General features: G+C 45.9%; 15 protein-coding genes and 1 tRNA gene. 12 read left to right on the top strand and 4 right to left on the bottom strand.

Features of this window, described 5'->3' with window-relative positions:
• The first annotated feature begins 85 nt into the window (after nt 1-85).
• A complete protein-coding gene (locus OPS25_RS07265) occupies nt 86-733 on the top strand; it encodes a hypothetical protein (RefSeq protein ID WP_265616995.1) in 648 nt (215 codons plus the stop codon).
• A 57-nt stretch (nt 734-790) separates the two neighbouring features.
• Here the strand turns inward: OPS25_RS07265 and metG are convergent, their stop codons facing one another.
• Nucleotides 791-2851, bottom strand: a complete 2061-nt coding sequence (gene metG / locus OPS25_RS07260; RefSeq protein ID WP_265616993.1) for a methionine--tRNA ligase — start codon at nt 2849-2851, stop codon at nt 791-793.
• Nucleotides 2852-3038: 187 nt separating this feature from the next.
• Between metG and dcd the strand changes: the two genes are divergently transcribed.
• The 3 genes from dcd to OPS25_RS07245 all read left to right on the top strand — a co-directional run bounded on the left by dcd (nt 3039) and on the right by OPS25_RS07245 (nt 5196).
• A complete protein-coding gene (gene dcd, locus OPS25_RS07255) occupies nt 3039-3629 on the top strand; it encodes a dCTP deaminase (protein ID WP_265616991.1) in 591 nt (196 codons plus the stop codon).
• Nucleotides 3630-3647: 18 nt separating this feature from the next.
• Nucleotides 3648-5009 (top strand): SLC13 family permease, encoded by a 1362-nt coding sequence (locus tag OPS25_RS07250; protein WP_265616990.1) that lies wholly within the window; start codon nt 3648-3650, stop codon nt 5007-5009.
• A gap of 110 nt (nt 5010-5119) precedes the next feature.
• A tRNA-Pro gene (locus OPS25_RS07245) sits at nt 5120-5196 on the top strand.
• Nucleotides 5197-5254: 58 nt separating this feature from the next.
• Here OPS25_RS07245 and OPS25_RS07240 read toward each other — a convergent pair.
• The gene (locus tag OPS25_RS07240) at nt 5255-5626 is read right to left on the bottom strand and encodes a winged helix-turn-helix domain-containing protein (RefSeq protein WP_265616989.1); all 372 of its coding nucleotides are present in this window, start codon (nt 5624-5626) and stop codon (nt 5255-5257) included.
• A gap of 239 nt (nt 5627-5865) precedes the next feature.
• Here OPS25_RS07240 and OPS25_RS07235 point away from each other — a divergent pair, with 239 nt between their 5' ends.
• The gene (locus OPS25_RS07235; protein ID WP_265616987.1) at nt 5866-6264 is read left to right on the top strand and encodes a hypothetical protein; all 399 of its coding nucleotides are present in this window, start codon (nt 5866-5868) and stop codon (nt 6262-6264) included.
• Nucleotides 6265-7237: 973 nt separating this feature from the next.
• On the opposite strand, the gene OPS25_RS07230 is transcribed toward OPS25_RS07235, so the two are convergent.
• Nucleotides 7238-8062, bottom strand: a complete 825-nt coding sequence (locus OPS25_RS07230) for a LysR family transcriptional regulator (RefSeq protein ID WP_265616986.1) — start codon at nt 8060-8062, stop codon at nt 7238-7240.
• Between the two features lie 126 nt (nt 8063-8188).
• On the opposite strand from OPS25_RS07230, the gene OPS25_RS07225 reads away from it, so the two are divergent.
• The 7 genes from OPS25_RS07225 (at nt 8189) to OPS25_RS07195 (ending at nt 16430) form a co-directional block, all read left to right on the top strand.
• Nucleotides 8189-9373, top strand: a complete 1185-nt coding sequence (locus OPS25_RS07225; RefSeq protein WP_265616985.1) for an acyl-CoA dehydrogenase — start codon at nt 8189-8191, stop codon at nt 9371-9373.
• Between the two features lie 75 nt (nt 9374-9448).
• Complete coding sequence (locus OPS25_RS07220; protein WP_265616984.1) at nt 9449-11689, top strand: dehydrogenase E1 component subunit alpha/beta; 2241 nt, start codon at nt 9449-9451, stop codon at nt 11687-11689.
• A 9-nt stretch (nt 11690-11698) separates the two neighbouring features.
• Nucleotides 11699-12745 carry an ACP S-malonyltransferase gene (locus OPS25_RS07215; RefSeq protein ID WP_265616983.1) on the top strand — a complete coding sequence of 349 codons (1047 nt, stop codon included), beginning with the start codon at nt 11699-11701 and terminating at the stop codon, nt 12743-12745.
• Nucleotides 12746-12775: 30 nt separating this feature from the next.
• Nucleotides 12776-14218: a hypothetical protein gene (locus OPS25_RS07210; RefSeq protein ID WP_265616982.1), complete on the top strand. Its 1443-nt coding sequence runs from the start codon at nt 12776-12778 to the stop codon at nt 14216-14218.
• Between the two features lies 1 nt (nt 14219).
• A complete protein-coding gene (locus OPS25_RS07205) occupies nt 14220-14798 on the top strand; it encodes a hypothetical protein (RefSeq protein WP_265616981.1) in 579 nt (192 codons plus the stop codon).
• The gene (locus OPS25_RS07200; protein WP_265616979.1) at nt 14758-16029 is read left to right on the top strand and encodes a hypothetical protein; all 1272 of its coding nucleotides are present in this window, start codon (nt 14758-14760) and stop codon (nt 16027-16029) included. Before OPS25_RS07205 ends, OPS25_RS07200 begins: the two co-directional genes overlap by 41 nt.
• Nucleotides 16030-16037: 8 nt before the next feature.
• On the top strand, nt 16038-16430 hold the full coding sequence (locus OPS25_RS07195) for a hypothetical protein (RefSeq protein WP_265616977.1): 393 nt from the start codon (nt 16038-16040) through the stop codon (nt 16428-16430).
• Nucleotides 16431-16657: 227 nt separating this feature from the next.
• Here OPS25_RS07195 and OPS25_RS07190 read toward each other — a convergent pair whose 3' ends face one another.
• Nucleotides 16658-17605 carry a transposase gene (locus OPS25_RS07190; protein WP_265616975.1) on the bottom strand — a complete coding sequence of 316 codons (948 nt, stop codon included), beginning with the start codon at nt 17603-17605 and terminating at the stop codon, nt 16658-16660.
• Nucleotides 17606-17685 lie beyond the last annotated feature (80 nt).

Here is a 17685-nt window from a genome sequence, read left to right as displayed (position 1 = left end):
TTGAATACGTTTTCACTTAAATTTCTATTTTTACGTGGTAAAATTTTTACGTACTTAAATTAAGAGAATAGGGTAGGAAAATCGATTGCGTAGCATCACCAATCTTAAAGGACTGCTACTATTTACAGGGATAATAATCTTAGTCGGTTGTGCGGGCCGGGATTATCAGAAGAATTTCGAACTTGCTCAATACTGTACCGACAAGTTTGAGAAAAATGGTCGCTCTTATGTAGGGCCGGGTTATCGTTATGGTTATGACATTGGCTCAATTCAGTCTAACTGTATTGAAAAACGGGGAATTAAGCAGTTCTATCAACTGATCTATCTTCCTCAAGGAACCCAGCAGGTTACTATCTGGTCCCATCCAAACCTGTCACTAAACGTAAAAAGCTTTTTCTTACCTCAATTGCTGGTAGAACAAGAGGGCAAGTGGGTAGAGATCCCTTATAGCAAAGAAATTAAAGGCAGCGCATTTGCCACCAAAGTTTATTACATTTATCACTACGACCTGCGCGATGTAGATACCAGGAGGGTTGTGGTAACGACTTCCCCCCAAAATTACGGGCACTGGTTCGAATATGAACACTTGAATAGCTACGATTTGACGACTATTCATAAATATAGAATGCCATATGCCAAAGGGGCCAAAATAGATTTTTCCGCGCTTCAGGAATGGCAGTTTGAAGATGAAGAGCCAGCGGAGGAAGAAGAGCAAACCGCCAGGGCAGGTTAACAGGAAACGGAGATACGAGGGCAGGTAGCCGATGGACCCATCAGCTACCCAGATACACTATTTAACGCGCATACCAGGCTTTGCGCCTTCGTGTGGCTCAAGAATATACAACTCTTTTCCGCCCGGTCCCGCTGCCAGCACCATGCCTTCTGACAGGCCAAATCGCATCTTTCGAGGGGCAAGGTTAGCGACCATGACCGTATGCTTACCGATTAAATCTTCAGGTGCATAGGCCGACTTGATACCCGCGAATACCTGACGGGTTTCCCCGCCCAAATCTAATTCCAGACGTAACAGTTTGTCGGCTTTTTCCACATGTTCAGCATGGGCGATACGGGCTATACGGAAATCGACCTTGGCAAATTCATCAAAGCTAATTTCTTCACTAATGGGATCTTTTGCCAAGGGGCTGTCGGCTTCAATCTTAGGCGCAGAAGCAGCCTGTAAGTTTTCTTTCGAGGCTTCTACCATAGCGTCAATTTTGTCCTTATCCACACGCTGCATCAGCGCTTTAAATTTATTGATTGGGTGGCCTGCAAGGGCGTTTTGTGTACCTTGCCAAGTCAATTTATCATTGAGAAATGCTTCAGCATCGGTGGCCAGCGCGGGCACGATCGGCTGTAAATAGGTCACCAGTACCCGGAACATGTTGATACCCAATGAACATACTTCGTGGGTGAACTGTTGCTTGCTTTCGTCCTTTATGGTTACCCAAGGCGCATTAGCATCGATAAACTGATTAGCTTTATCAGCTAATGCCATAATTTCTCGTACTGCTTGATGATACTTACGTTTTTCGTAGTACAAAGCGATTTTATCAGCAGCCTGACTGAATTCAGCAAACAGCTGCGGTTCCAGCACGGTTGTAGACAACTTGCCGTCAAATCGCTTAGTGATAAAACTGGCGCAACGGCTGGCAATATTGACCACCTTGCCCACCAGATCCGCATTCACTTTTTGTGCGAAGTCTTCAAAGTTCAAGTCGATGTCAGTGACGCCGTCGCTTAACTTCGATGCAAAATAATAACGTAAGTACTCAGGGTTTAAATGCTCGAGGTAGGTCCGTCCTTTGATGAAGGTACCGCGAGATTTTGACATTTTGGCACCATTTACCGTGACAAAGCCATGAATATTGACGCCGGTCGGTTTGCGATAACCTGCACCTTCCAACATGGCAGGCCAAAACAGACAGTGGAAGTAGGTAATGTCTTTACCGATAAAATGGTAAAGCTCCGTATCATGTCCAGGGTTCCAGAATTCATCAAATTCAATATTGTGTTCATTGCAATAGTGTTTGAACGACGCCATGTAACCAACTGGTGCATCAACCCACACGTAGAAAAATTTATTTTCTGTGCCGGGAATTTCAAACCCAAAGTAGGGCGCATCACGGCTGATATCCCATTGTTGCAAACCTGCTTCAAACCACTCTTGCAGCTTATTCGCCATTTCTTCCTGCAACGCGCCAGAGCGGATCCAGGTTTTCAACATGCCTTCAAACTGAGGTAAATCGAAAAAATAGTGCTCTGATTCTTTTAGTACAGGGGTGGCGCCCGAAACAACACTGCGCGGATTGATAACTTCTGTTGGGCTATAAGTAGCCCCACACACATCGCAGCTATCGCCGTTTTGATCCTCTGCCTTACAGCTGGGGCAGGTGCCTTTAACAAACCGGTCCGGCAGGAACATGGACTTTTCAGGGTCAAAGAGTTGATTGATGGTACGCTTACTGATGTAACCTGCTTCATCCAAGCGCTTATAGATTGTTTCGCACAGTTCTTTGTTTTCGGGCGAATGGGTTACATAGTAATTGTCATAATGAACGTGAAAATCTTTCAGATCCTGATGGTGTTCCGCTCGTGTTTGTTCGACCATCTGTTCAGGTGTAATGCCTAATTCCTGTGCTTTCAGCATTACCGGGGTACCATGCGCATCGTCGGCACAGACACTGTAACACTCATTCCCTTTCAGGCGTTGGAAGCGTACCCAGATATCCGTTTGGATATGTTCAAGCAGATGGCCTAGGTGGATGGAGCCATTAGCATAGGGAAGGGCGCTGGTAACCAGAATTCGGCGCTGGTTCGCATTTGCGCTGGATTGCGAATTGTTTTCAGACATATGACAATAGCAAATTAATACGTTAAAAATGGCTGCAAATACTAGCTGAAATGCGCTGTTTTTGCATTACGTATTTTAGAATAAAGCGCACTTTTGACTAAATTACTGGGCGCGCGACGAGCGTATGTATTGATTGGTTGGACATTGCCCTTATAATGAGCCCTCTTTTTTTCTGCAGGAAGCCCTAATGCGTTTATCAGACAGAGATATTTATGAGTACCTACAAGCGGGGAAAATTACCATTAATCCCACGCCTGATTATTCGCAAATCAGCGGTGTCACCGTCGATATCCGTTTAGGTAACAAATTCCGCGTTTTTGAAGATCACCAGGCTCCTTATATTGACTTAAGCGGGCCGAAAGCACAGGTGGAAGAAGCGTTAAACTCAGTGATGAGCGATGAGATTGAATTAGCAGATGGCAAAGCATTTTTCTTACATCCGGGTGAGCTGGCTTTAGCCATAACGCATGAATCAGTGACGTTACCCGCCAATATTGTGGGCTGGCTTGATGGGCGCTCGTCGCTCGCCCGCCTTGGTTTGATGGTGCATGTGACTGCACACCGCATTGACCCGGGGTGGTCCGGCAATATTGTGTTGGAATTTTATAACAGTGGTAAGCTTCCTCTAGCATTACGGCCCATGATGAAAATTGGTGCGCTGAGTTTTGAGGTGCTGTCGACTCCCGCTGACAAGCCTTATAATGCTCGCATTGATGCCAAGTACAAGGGACAGACCGGCGCCGTAGCCAGTCGTATATCATCTGACGAACAAAAATAATAAGAATTGGAGTGCAGTGTGAGCAAAAGTAGTATTGTCGTTCTTGCTCTATTGATATCAGTGGCGGTAGGAGCAGTCTTGTATGGGGCACAGCAGCCTACGGACATTGCACTCACTGCCGGGATAACGTTGTTTGTAGCCATTTTGTGGATCACCGAGGCCCTTCCGATCCCCGCCACTTCACTCATTCCTTTTGCTGCGTTTCCATTGACGGGCGTTTTGACTCACGCTGAAGCAGCGTCGTCATTAGGTAGTCATGTAATCATTCTGTTGATGGGGGCGTTTATGCTGTCTAAGGCGTTGGAAAAATCACATCTGCACCAACGCTTTGCGGTATACATGTTGCGTTTGACGGGCTCGGGCAGTGCGTTAAAGCTGTTGCTTGGATTTATGCTGACCACCGCGCTGTTAAGCATGTGGATAAGCAACACCGCTACCGTATTAATGATACTCCCGATGGCGCTGGCCATCATCGAAGCCATGAAAAGTAAACGTTTTGGTGTGATGCTTATTTTAGGTGTCGCCTACGCAGCCAGTGTGGGCGGTGTGGGGACGCCTATCGGTACGCCGCCCAATATTATTTTCATGAGTGTGTATCAGGAAACGCAAGGGCTCGAGTACAGTTTTATTGAATGGATGAAAACCGGTGTTCCCATCGTGTTGTTAGCCCTTCCACTGATGGCACTGTGGTTGTCACGAGGGTTATCAGAGGTGGGCAATATTGACCTGCCAAAACCCGGGGCGTGGAGCAAAGCAGAAAAACGCGTGCTAATGGTGTTTGGCAGCGTTGCATTGGCCTGGGTATTGCGCCCGCTATGGACAAAATGGCTAGGCCTGACCACCGTAAGTGACAGCACCATAGCGATTGCCGGTGTAGTGGCGATGTTTGTGATACACAACGGTGAGGGTAAAAAGGGCAGGTTACTGGATTGGAAAACCGCTAACGATATCCCGTGGGGTATGTTGCTGTTGTTTGCTGGCGGTATTTGTATCGCCAAGGCCTTTACTGCGTCCGGATTGAGTGTGCTGATGGGAGAGTGGTTAACCGGGTTATCAACACTTCCCTTATTATTCCTTATTTTATCCATTTGTTTATTCGTAACCTTTCTTACCGAAATTACCTCTAACACTGCCACGGCAACCTTGCTTATGCCCATTCTTGCTGCTGCTGCCTTGGCAGTAAATGTAGATGCCAAAATGCTGATGATCCCCGCGGCGATAAGCGCAAGCTGTGCGTTTATGCTGCCGGTGGCTACAGCACCCAATGCGATTGCTTTCGCCACCGAAAAATTCGCCATTAAAACCATGGCGCGAGAAGGCGTAGTGTTAAATGTGATTGTGGCGGGAGTCGTCACAGTGGTGTGTTATCTCACCCTCTGACACGACCAAAAAGTCGCTGAGTTGCTCATCAAATAAGCGGTTGTCAGATTAATACACTAAATCTCGTTGCAATGTGATCAAAAATAAGTACACTTGTCCGCTCTTTCGGTCGGTGTGTAGCGCAGCCTGGTAGCGCACTGTCATGGGGTGTCAGGGGTCGGAGGTTCAAATCCTCTCACACCGACCAACTTCTCTTTCTGATATCCCCCGTTTTTTCTTCTCTTATTTTTATTATTAAACACACTCTAATGCATAGTTGAAAACCAGGTTTTACACCGATGCCACCAGTATTGTAAATCGTGCGCTGAGTCTTCCCTTACTAGCAGGCGATAACCTATTTTAGGGATGGTTTCAATTTTCCATGCATGGTCATCCGGTAACGCAGCCAGCTCTTTTCGCAGCCTGCTCACCAGGTGGTTAATCATGTCTTCACTTACTACACAATGGTTCCAGATACGCTTGCGCATTTCACTTCTGGTTAAGACGTCGCCATTATTTTCAAGCAAAAGGTTGAGTAAAACCGCGCATTGAGGTGATAGTACGAGCTTCTCTCCATAGACGGTACTAACTGTGCGGCTTATTGGGTCGAATGAAATGGGTACAGAGTTAGTTTTCATCAAGATCTCCTACGGAGTTCATATATCATTTTAGTTCAAAAGCTGACAATAAAATGATGCGTTCGTCGTCATATTTAGGGGGTTGACAGTAAACGCCTGAATCTGGGTCTTAATTATGTTTCAGGTAAGTTTCATTGCTTTGTCAGCGTTAAATTTATGTTTCCTTCTTACACTTAATAGGTCTGTTCTGGGGCTGTATCCAAATGTCCCCCTTGTCTCTTACAAGAAGGAAAAAAATCATGCGTTATAGAAATATTATACCGTTGTGCTTTTCTGCAATTTCACTATCAATTTTTGCTGGCACTGCCGTCGCTGAAAGTTACCCTGAGTTTGTAGAAGAAGATTTAATTGCCGTCTGTCGCACCTCTGCAGAAAATGATCGGTGGGGTCTACACCGCTCGGTAGAAAAGTTTTCAACCGGTACTAAAATTGTTGGTCCAACTTATAAAATGTTGGGAGAAAGGTTAGTGTGTAATGGGATGACGCTATCTGCTTTTACAGAACACTATGGGGCAACCGACACCCTGCGTGTGATTGATCGCTATGTTATTCCTGGACGCATTGAAATCAGAGATTTAAATGCAAGTCGCAGCGTTCCTAAAGATATTTCAGTAAGCTTAACGTCCCCAACTAAATAGTGGGCTGATCATTACTATCAGTATTTAAATAGTCATTGTCGTCATACGAATCTTTGAGAGGGCTGTTAGTCTCTCAAAGATTCTTTCTTACCGTTTAAAATTATATCTCGTGTGAACCTTTGTTACCTTTCGTAACGAATCAACAAAAGCTTATATAAATTGGAGTAAATTGGCTGATAGTCATAATAGGCGTAAATTAGAATTATCATTTTAACCAAATCCTTGTTAACGCTGGAATGAAATATGGTTTCACACCCGTATCATGATGGGGTGTACCTGAGAATTAAAGGATGTTGTTTTTCACCGGAAAGAACAAAACCCAACTTTTATTCATAAACACCTACAGTTTTCATAGCTTTAATCCCAGCTTATTGCCCGTTTGATAAAGGAAATAAGTATTAACGGCGCCATGGTGTTGGCGGGATCTGCCACGCAAATTTTCTGCTAAATCAATAGCCTGGTTAATGGGGATTGACCTCTTTTGATAACTTTGAATTACCTCAACAAACTTAAGGCATTACTATGTTAATGCAGCGGCAGCTTCAGCGAACTTTGGATTAAGGCTGAATTAACGTGAGAAAAAACTATCGTAAAATTAATGATGAAAAGAGTTCCGCCAATTCCATTGACGCGTGTGGCGCATCGGGAGACTGAGCCTGGAGTGATAAGGGAATTGATTAGCCAGAAGAGGGAATTTAATAGCAAATATTATCGACGTCACGCAGAGAAATATTATTACGTCTACGAGCCTGTTGAATAATATTGTGATCGAGGGGTATTTTGCGCCTCCGCATACGGTATTTGACTGTTCCACCGGCATCTTTTAACCGTTATAGAATAGCATTGCGTAGCGATTACTGACGCCTTACTGAAAAATCAGGCTTGGCAGAAAAGTTGTCCATGTGTGTCCTAAGCAATGGATTATCAAGTGGAGGTATTTAGTGCACGTGAAAATGTCAGTGGATTCATGCACTCAAGTCTGACTTACTAAATTAATCAAGGTTTCCACCACTGGACTTCGTTGGCTAAATGCCAGCCCAATATGGCGGGTTAGCGATACCCCTTTTACCGGCCGGCAAACGACATCATTAAGATATTCAGCACTCTCAGGAATGGGAATAAAGGCACAGCCCACCCCTGCTTTAACTAAGCCGATAGCGTATTCGATGGTTTGAATGCGTGCTCTTACATCTGGAGTAATGTGCGCCTGACTTAATAATTCTCTGAGGAAGTTCCAGCCCTCGCACGGTTCTCTTTGAATGAACGCGACATCAGCTAAATCGGTAATCTCAATTTGCTCTTTTAAGCTTAACGGATGATCCATTGGCATGACCCATTGAAAATCGTCTTGCCACATGGAAACAAAATGTTCATTGGCTTTGCGTAATTCGTAATTGATAATTCTTGCATCACATTTCTCTTCAGGCGGCACCAGAGTCAATTCCAGTGCGTCCACTTGAGACGTAAACCTTTTCAGCACATCACTGGTTCTGGCGACACCCAGCCCTTTAATCAATCCTAACCTGAACGGTTGCTTTGGATTTTCTTCCTTTAATAAGTATTTAATGGCAGCAGCCTGACCTAACAGTTGCTGGGCGAGGGGATAAAGTTGATGACCCGCTTCGGTGGGGCGCACTCCGCGCGGGTAGCGCACAAATAGAGGTTTAGAAAAACTTTCTTCTAATAATTTTATGGCTGCCGAGATGGAAGGTTGAGCGATGTATTGGCGTTTAGACGCCGCGCTAAAACTGCCGGTCTCGTAAACAGATACGAAGTATTGAAGGTTACGTAGATCCATAGGTAAATACTATAGCAACTAAAGGTAATTAATATTATTCCTCTAGCAGTATAACCGCTATTATCATTTTTTTAACATTTAAAACGTGTTAAAACTTACTCATAACTTTTTTCATTAGGTAAAGATATGTCTTCAGCAAAACCCGAATTTAATTGGCAAGACCCGTTGTCAATGGACTCTATGTTGACCGAAGATGAACGGATGATGCGTGACAGTGCGTATCAATTCTGTCAGGACAGACTAATGACCCGGGTGCTTGAAGCCAACCGGCACGAGCGCTTTGATCGCGAAATCATGAACGAGATGGGCGAACTGGGGTTACTGGGTTGTACCCTGCCTGCTGAATATGGCTGCGCGGAGGTGAATAACGTTGCGTATGGCCTGATTGCGCGCGAGGTGGAGCGGGTGGACAGCGGCTATCGCAGTGCCATGAGCGTGCAATCTTCACTCGTCATGTATCCTATCTATACCTATGGTACAGAAGAACAACGCCAGCGGTACTTACCCAAATTAGCCACTGGGGAATGGGTGGGTTGTTTTGGCTTGACCGAGCCGGATTCTGGCTCTGATCCCGCCAGTATGTCTACCCGCGCAACCAAAGTTGATGGCGGCTATAAACTCTCAGGCAGCAAAATGTGGATCACTAACTCGCCGATTGCTGATGTGTTTGTGGTATGGGCAAAACTGGATGGGGTGATCCGCGGTTTTGTTTTAGAAAAGGGAATGGACGGTTTAAGCGCACCCAAAATAGAAGGTAAATTTTCTTTGCGGGCCTCGATTACCGGTGAAATTGTCATGGATAATGTGTTTGTTCCTGAAGAGAACATGTTCCCCGAAGTGACAGGTCTGAAAGGGCCCTTTGGCTGTCTTAATAAAGCGCGTTACGGTATTGCCTGGGGGGCGCTGGGGGCCGCTGAGTTTTGCTGGCATGCCGCACGGCAATATTGTTTGGATCGCACACAATTTGGCAGGCCATTAGCGGCCACCCAGCTTATTCAGAAAAAGCTGGCCGATATGCAAACAGACATTACCACAGGTTTGCTGGCATGTGTGCAGGCAGGGCGCATGATGGACGAAAATCGTCTGGCACCTGAGGCGATTAGCCTGATCAAGCGCAACTCATGTGGCAAGGCGCTTGAGATTGCGCGCATTGCCCGCGACATGCATGGCGGCAATGGGATAGCTGATGAGTATCATGTCATACGTCATGTTATGAATTTGGAGGCGGTCAACACTTACGAAGGTACCCATGATGTACATGCGTTGATTTTGGGCCGTGCTCAAACTGGATTGCAGGCTTTTTCAGTTTAATCAACTGAATGCTTACGCTCTATCCCTTCGAGCGTAAGCAGCCTGCAACTTAAACTCAGGTGTAAGGATAGAGCTATGCAAGATCGTAATGCCCGGCTGGATCAGCAGTTCATTGACGCCGTCGCCAATGAGACATTTCCGCAGTCAGACATACAATTAACCGCCGCTGACGCGGGGGTGTCCAAGGCGCAGTTGATTGATGTGTTTGAATCTCAAGCCATGAGCCGCCATTTGGACTTACGATCCAGATTAATGCAAAAAGACGGTAATAGCTTTTACACTATAGGCAGTGCAGGCCACGAGGGAAATGCTGCCGTTGCGATGGCGATGCGTCCTACCGACATGGCATTCTTGCATTATAGAAGTGGTGCTTTTGTTATCCAGCGCAGTAAGCAACTGCCTGGGCAAACCCCATTATATGACATGTTACTGAGTTTCAGTGCTTCAGCAGAAGATCCCGTTTCCGGTGGCCGACATAAAGTATTAGGCAGTAAAGACTTATTTATCCCTCCCCAAACCAGCACCATCGCATCGCATTTGCCAAAGGCTGTGGGGGCCGCTTTTGCTGTCACACTCTCCCGTAAAGTGTCAGCGCCGCATGTGATGCCGCAAGATGGTGTAGTGTTATGTAATTTTGGTGATGCGTCAGCCAATCATTCTACCGCTCAGGGTGCGTTTAATGCGGCGTCATGGGCAGCATATCAGTCGGTGCCATTACCCATTGTATTTTTATGTGAGGATAACGGCATTGGTATCTCTACTGCGACGCCTAAAGGATGGATACATGCCAATTTTGCCGGGCGGCCGGGCATGGAATATATTCAGTGTGATGGGTTAAACGTGCTGGATACCTACCAAAAAACCATTCTAGCGATGCATTTAGCGCGTAAACATCATAAACCGGTGTTTTTGCATATGCGCACGGTCAGGTTACTCGGCCACGCCGGCTCCGATGCTGAATTTGTATACCGAAGTGAAGAGCGTATTGGTGAAATTGAAGCTCAGGATCCGCTCTTACATACGGCGCGGCTGTTAAGAGAAGCGGACGCGTTAAGCAGTACGGAAATTATTGATCTTTATCAGGCGGTGTCTGCCCGGGTAGAACGAGTCAGTGTTGAAGCGGCTAAACGACCCCGTCTGGCCAACGCCGACGAAGTTAAACGGAGTCTTGTTCCAACTCATCGCCAGGCCTCATCCGCACTAGCTTTAACCAGTGAACAACGTAGTGAGCTATTTGCCCACGATAAACATAATTTGCCAAAAAAACAGCATATGGCCAAACTATTAAATTGGACGCTGCTGGATATTATGGCCAGTTACGACAATACCGTGCTGTTCGGGGAAGATGTGGGCAGAAAAGGAGGCGTGTACAACGTCACCACCAAGTTACTGGACAAGTTTGGGCCGCGGCGGGTTATCGATACCTTGTTGGACGAACAGTCCATATTGGGTATGGCCATCGGGCTTGCGCATAATGGCTATATACCCATCCCTGAGATTCAGTTTTTAGCCTATGTACACAATGCAGAAGATCAAATTCGCGGAGAAGCCGCCACCTTACCTTTCTTTTCCAATGGCCAATTTACTAACCCCATGGTTATCCGTATTGCGGGACTGGCTTATCAACGGGGGTTTGGTGGTCACTTTCACAATGATAATTCTTTCGCGGTTTTCCGCGATATTCCAGGCGTAATTCTAGCGTGTCCTTCCAATGGGGCCGACGCTGTCGAAATGATGCGCACTAGTGTCAGACTTGCCCAGGAACAACAACGGGTGGTTATCTTCTTAGAGCCAATCGCCTTATATATGAAAAAGGATCTTCACCAGGAGGGCGATAATTTGTGGTCCTTCGATTATGTGCCCCCCGCACAGGCCGACCCTATCGAACTAGGCGAACTGGGCGTTTATGGCAAGGGCGAAGATCTGTGTATTCTCACTTACGGCAATGGATACTATTTAAGTCGGCAAGCAGAGAAAACGCTTTCTGAAAAAGGCGTGAACATTAAAATTGTTGATTTGCGTTGGTTAGCCCCCCTAAACGAAGAGGGGATTTTACAGGAAATAAAGGGCTATAAGCAGATTCTGATTGTAGATGAATGTCGTAAAACCGGCTCTATAAGTGAAGCACTAACCACTCTAATAGTGGAGTCCCATTCTGCCGCAACCAGTGTGCCTCATATTCAGAGGATCACTGCAGAAGATTGTTTTATTCCGTTAGGGACAGCATGTTACGAAGTGTTACCCAAGGTAGAACATATTGTCGAGTGTGGGTTAGAGATGACTGGAAAGAACCCTGCATTGCGCTCAGTTGGATAGGAGTACGCCGTGAATCATCGCAAACAAACCGCCGTGGTCATTTGCCCCGGACGTGGCACTTATAATAAAACGGAATTGGGCTATCTTCACCGATACCATGCGGATAAAACCGACCTCATCAATATCATTGACACACAGCGTCGTGAACGAGGGCAACCTACCGTTACAGAACTTGACAGTATGGCCAGATATAATTTGGCTCAACACACAGCGGGAGAGAATGCATCGTCCTTGATCTATGCCTGCGCCGCAGGGGACTTTGCTGACATTGACCGTGAAAAATACGACATTGTCGCCGTTACGGGTAATTCCATGGGTTGGTATATAGCTTTAGCTGTGGCTGAAGCACTGCGCGTACCGGATGCCGCTACCTTAATCAACACCATGGGCTCGATGATGAAAGATGGGGTAATAGGAGGGCAGCTCATTTATCCAGTGACGGATGCAAACTGGCATTATGATCATAATAAAGCCCAACAAATTGCAGATTTACTTGCAGAAGCAAAGACAAAAAGCAGTAACACTGAACTTTACTTATCCATCGCCTTGGGTGGCTACGCAGTGCTGGGTGGTAACGAAGAAGGCATATCCTTAGCGCAGCAACGTTTGCCGCGGATAGACGATACCTATCCCATGCGGTTATTCAATCACGCCGCTTTTCACACCCCCTTATTGAAAAAAATAGCCGAACAGGCGAGAAACGAACTTTCATCCAATATGTTTAATAAGCCATCGCTCCCCCTAATTGATGGTGAGGGGCGCATTTGGCACCCTCATTCGACAGACACTCAGGCGCTGTGGGGCTATACGTTGGGTACCCAAGTCGTAGCTCCCTATCATTTTTCCACCGCCATCGAAGTCGCTCTTAAGGAATTCGCACCGGATAAACTTATTGTCACCGGCCCTGGCACTACATTGGGCGGTGCCATTGGCCAATGCCTGGTCGAGCATAAATGGCACGGTATAGCCAGCAAGCAAGATTTTATTGAAACACAGCAGACCGATCCTTTTGTGCTGGCCATGGGAATGGCAGACCAAAGGACATTCGCGGTATAAGTAATCAGGGCACGAGCATCTGAAACACAATTGACCAATTTACTCACTAACACAAAAGCTGCAGGCAGTGCCGCTGCGACACTGAATGCTACAGGGCGGGCAATTGCTGGCGTTGGAAACGTATTGGCATCTTCAGCAACCAACAAACTATTAGATGAACCATCTGGCTTTAGCTGGGCTAATGTTGCAGCCAGTGCTGTGGGTTCCGCCTTGGGTTCGCCTATTGTAGGTGAGTCAGGTTCGGGTAATTTCTTTATGGATGTAGGCAATTCAATACTGGGTGCAGCCGCAGGCTATGCGACGAAGAAGATTGTCAATAATGAAGGAAGCTGGAATAATCAGGATGTGTTGGTGGATGCCTTTGGCAATGCAATTGGGAACAGTGTTGTAAGAGCAGGGCAGCAGTCCTATGCTGACCGGGTCGCTGAGCAGCAGAAAATGTCCAATGCTATCGGCGCGATAGGCCAGCAGGCAGTCGATACCCGTCTTAATGCCAGGATTGATCAAGTCGCCACTCAGCAGGCAGAAAACCTCAGTCAGCAGGTGATGCAGAATCTGCCGGTGAATGGGTTTGAGGAAGTGACGTCCTTTGCGAATTCCGGGGCTGGTTTGGATTTTGTGAACAGTGGCCTAGCCTCATTGCAGAATCAGAACAGTGACTTACTTGCCAGAAAAGCGACACTAAAAGGTGTGCAAGGGCGCATTGATGGGTTTGCACAACAACAAGGCCGTTATCAGCTCAGCGAACAGCGGACTACTACTCCAACCGTTGATTTCACGGTGACTGATGATCAGCTCAAAGACTTTTTGGGTGGGAACTATCTGTCGGATGAGATGTTTGGTATCGGTTCAGATCAATTACCAAATTATAAACCGACGATCGTTGATCAGGATTATAAGTGGCGTCAGGACTTGCTGAATGATGCCTCTCTTTCAGTAGGTGGCGCAACTGTAAACGCCATTGGACTTCAGAAAATGCTGGATACGGGTTGGGGTACGGTCAGGAATATCGGTAACAAAGCGAACCTGTTCCCCTTTGATCCCCTGCTGACGGCGTCCCAAGACTGGGCACCTTTATCAAAAGGGATGTCTGGATTTGGCAATAATCTGGGTGTGATAGGGGGCTTTACTTCTGCATTGACGGCAATGAATGAAACCTATGGCAACTCTGAAGGGTTTGATGGTTTGGATGCTTTCCGGGAGTTTGGTAAAGCTGGTGTGGATGTCACTGCCGGGCTGACCGGTGTCTCCCGTTTTGCATCGACACTGGGGCGTTTTTCTCCGGTTGGTGTCGCCTATACTGCTGCCGATCTGGCCGTTCAGTTTAGTCCAGATTATACCGTTCAATACGGTTCTCATGCGGGTGAAGTGAAAACAGGCTGGACCAAGCTATTCTACGCTCAGGGCGATGTGATTCATGCCAACCAGCAGATAGATCCTAACTGGAAGCCGTTTGGACCGGGGAAGTTCTAAGATGAAACTATTAGAGTATGATTTTCATTTTGGGGCCCAGCTTGCTCAGGAAGGAAAACCTGAAGAAAATCCTTACACAGGGACAGTATTGGCAATGACCTATTATTTGGGGATCTTTGCTATAGGGCTTTTGTTTAGATTGGCAATGGAGTTCGATGTGTGGGGCTGGATGATGGAAAACTGGCCCTACGAGTATGGTCGGGTTCACAGTAAAAATATTGCAGCACCTACGGGGGTACTTGCAATAATATTGTTTTTAGCTCTCCGGTATTCATTACGCAAATACTTTTTGCGACAAGAAGTGATAAATCGTCTTCAGCAAGAATTTGAGATAGACGATCCTGATCTCAGAATACACTCTTTCCTTCCACGATTTTTGCTGTTCTTTTTTATGTTCTACGGAGTGATGATTGCCGGTGCTTACTGGGTTGTAGTCGGGTTTTGTACCGCCATTGTCATCGCTTTGGAGTTATGGGTGCGTTATCGCTTCTTCTGGAACAGAGAAACATTGCTCCAGCAGCCCTATGCCCAAAAAGTAGTTGCAGAACGAGAAAAAGTTAAAAAGAAGAAGCGGAAATGACGATGCCTTTGGCAATGCGTTGGGGAATAGCATAGTTCGCTTGTCTCAATCTAACGGTACGACGAATGGACAATCTGGCGGTGGTGAGCGTGGACAGCGCTCTGTCAATCAAGGTGAAGGTACGACGTCAGGGGGTAATACTTCAAACAACAATGTTGTTGAAGGTGCTAATAACCTAACAGCTGAAACTGGCGCATTGAACACCCGAAGCGGTGACTCTTATATAACAGAAGACGGAACTCAAGCGTTTACAGCTGTGCTTGACTTGTCAGAGCCAGATCCATACACGCCATTCTCTATGACTGGTTTAGGCCTGCAAGTTGCGAGAAATGGTGTTGCATCTGCTAACCAGTATCGTGAGCAAGCTCGAGTACTTGGAGATCGAGTCTCACAAGTGAATGCCCGTATAGCCGCCACTGCTGGTCAGAATACAATTAGAGATGCTAGCTATTTGGCTCAGTACAATAATGAGCGTGGAAACGGTCTAATTGAACTGCCAACAACTCCGAGACCTTGGCGAGACGGTTATATTTTCCCAGATGATCTAAATAGCGAAGGTTTGCTTGCAGGGCTGTTAGATGTAGCAGGAGATGTGAGCACGGGTTTAACAAGCGGTTATTTGGTGTCTCAATTGCCACTTGGAGGGATTGAACTTAGTTCACAAAAACTCTTGTTTAACACAGCAGATTCTATAGTGGGATATACTGACCAATTTGGCAGACTGACTCAAACTGCAACTACTGGTGTATTGGGTGGCTTGCCCATATACACAGACTTAAACAATCCGACATTTAGTGTTCTAAGTGCTGGAGAAAACGTTGCAAATGGAAACTTAGGAATCGCATTCAATGGCAATGGTGTTGCTGGCAAGTTCAACGGGGTATCGATCGCTGATACTTTGGACTCCTTAGGGCAGAAAGTATTCTACGCTCAAACGGCTTTGCAAGGTATTGAACTTGGTAACAGTTTGATCAACGATTTCGATAGGTCAGGGTACTCATTTGATTCAGTATCTCCAGAAACTACGGATCTTGCTATTCAAACGGGACTAGATTTTACATTCGGTGCAATTGGTACTTTTGGAGGGCCAGTTGGAGCAACGGTTGCCTTGGGTTATACATTTAGGGAGCCATTGTTAGATGCATCTCGAATTAGTTATGAAAATCAGGTAAAGGAAAATCAATTTAATATTGATAACAATTTACCACCAAGGATAGGGCCTAAGTTTTAGAGGTACAAATGATTAAAGAGTTTTTTGGTTGGTTAATTGCTATCTGCCGCCGTTGGGCGGTGGGTAGTAGTTACAAGAATAAAACAAGTAGAGCTCGATGGGGTTTGTCTTTGATATGCAGTGCTTATGTATTAGGGATTATGCTCAACCTTGTTTTTTTGTTTGAGCCTAAAGTTCCAAAATCTTTACCTAAAGAAGTGTTTAGCGTGCTATTGATAGCAATATTTATAGTCCCACTACTTATATTAAATAAGACTTATCCGCCAGAAGTGGCAGATGTTTATATCACCAAATATACGCCCCAAAACTTAGCTCAAAATGTCAAGCAGCAGCTATTGGCTCTAGCTTTCTGTATTGGTGGATGGCTAGTGCTGTTTGGGCCTTTTATGATACTTAAGTAAATTAGCAAGATCAAAGACACCCACTCCAAAATATTTCTAGTGGTTAAGGCGTTTCAGTAATATTTTAAAAGAATTAAGGGATAAACGACGTTTTAATAACGGTAATTTGATGAGCAGCGCCGATGTTTAACATGTATTTTCGTTAATACGGAAGGCTAGGGGCGCGGGAAAGCTTTGAATAGATTGATTCAATGCGAAAATTTATAGGAAGCTGATTTGTATGTTGGTTAACTCGTGTTGGCCAAATTTTGCTTCTCTAATTTTTGTTTTACTAATTCCATACTGATAGAAGTTGTGAAGTTGGTTTCAATTCCTGCAACCAACCAATTCCAATCTACTTGAGCGATGCGCGCTCGTTGCAAAATATCTACTTCGCTAGTGATGCGCCCACGCTTTTCAGGGTGAAAATAGCGGCCCGTTTGTTCCACCAGTTGAAGGTATTCCTCCAAGCGAAAGGGTAAACCTTTTGGCATATTCTGGCGAGGGTTGCCAGAGAAGGGGAGCAGGGCGTTTGGTTGGGTATGTTTTTTAGCTGCATGAATGCGCGCTTGAATACTGGTGTGGTGAGATTGCTCAGGTGTTTTTGCCATGCATGCACGAATGGGGTTTAAATCCACATACGCCATGCAGGCTGCTAAAGAGGTTTCGTCAAGCAATGCCTGCGACTTAAACCGTCCTTCCCAAAAGCGGCCGGTGCATTTATCTTCCTTGTTGGCTTGTCGGGCGATAAATTCATTTAGTAAGCGCATAAACCAACTGATATCGTACAAGCGCTGCCGATAAATTGAGGCAGACTCCTCAATGGCAGCAAGCTCAACAGGAGATAGTAAGTCACGCTCATTACTATCGACGTAACGACGCGTTAGTACCGTGCCCTGATGGAGTTTATGCCAGCGCACGATTACGTCGAATGTAGACCAGGATAATGCCTGAGCCTCGTCAACATGCAGTACGATATGGGTGTGATTGCTCATAACGGCAAAAGCGCATATATCTATGGCAAATACTGAAGCCAGATGCAGTAAGCGGTCTTCCACCCATTGACGGCGATGCTCATAACATTGACCGCTGAACTTATCTTTGCCACATAAAAAGGCACGCCGCACACAGCGCGATACGCAATGGTAGTAAGGTGTTTCATTAAGTGAAATTAACGAACTTCTGGGTCGAGGCATCAGGCATAAATTCTCAAGCAATAGAAAACTAATTCTGGATTATTGGCAGTAAAAAAATACTGTACGCTGGGTTGGTTTGT

The organism is Alteromonas aquimaris, assembly GCF_026183695.1.
Taxonomy (GTDB): domain Bacteria; phylum Pseudomonadota; class Gammaproteobacteria; order Enterobacterales; family Alteromonadaceae; genus Alteromonas; species Alteromonas aquimaris.
The sequence above is the reverse complement of the archived record's forward strand: the minus strand, read 5'-3'. Positions and strand labels throughout refer to the sequence as shown.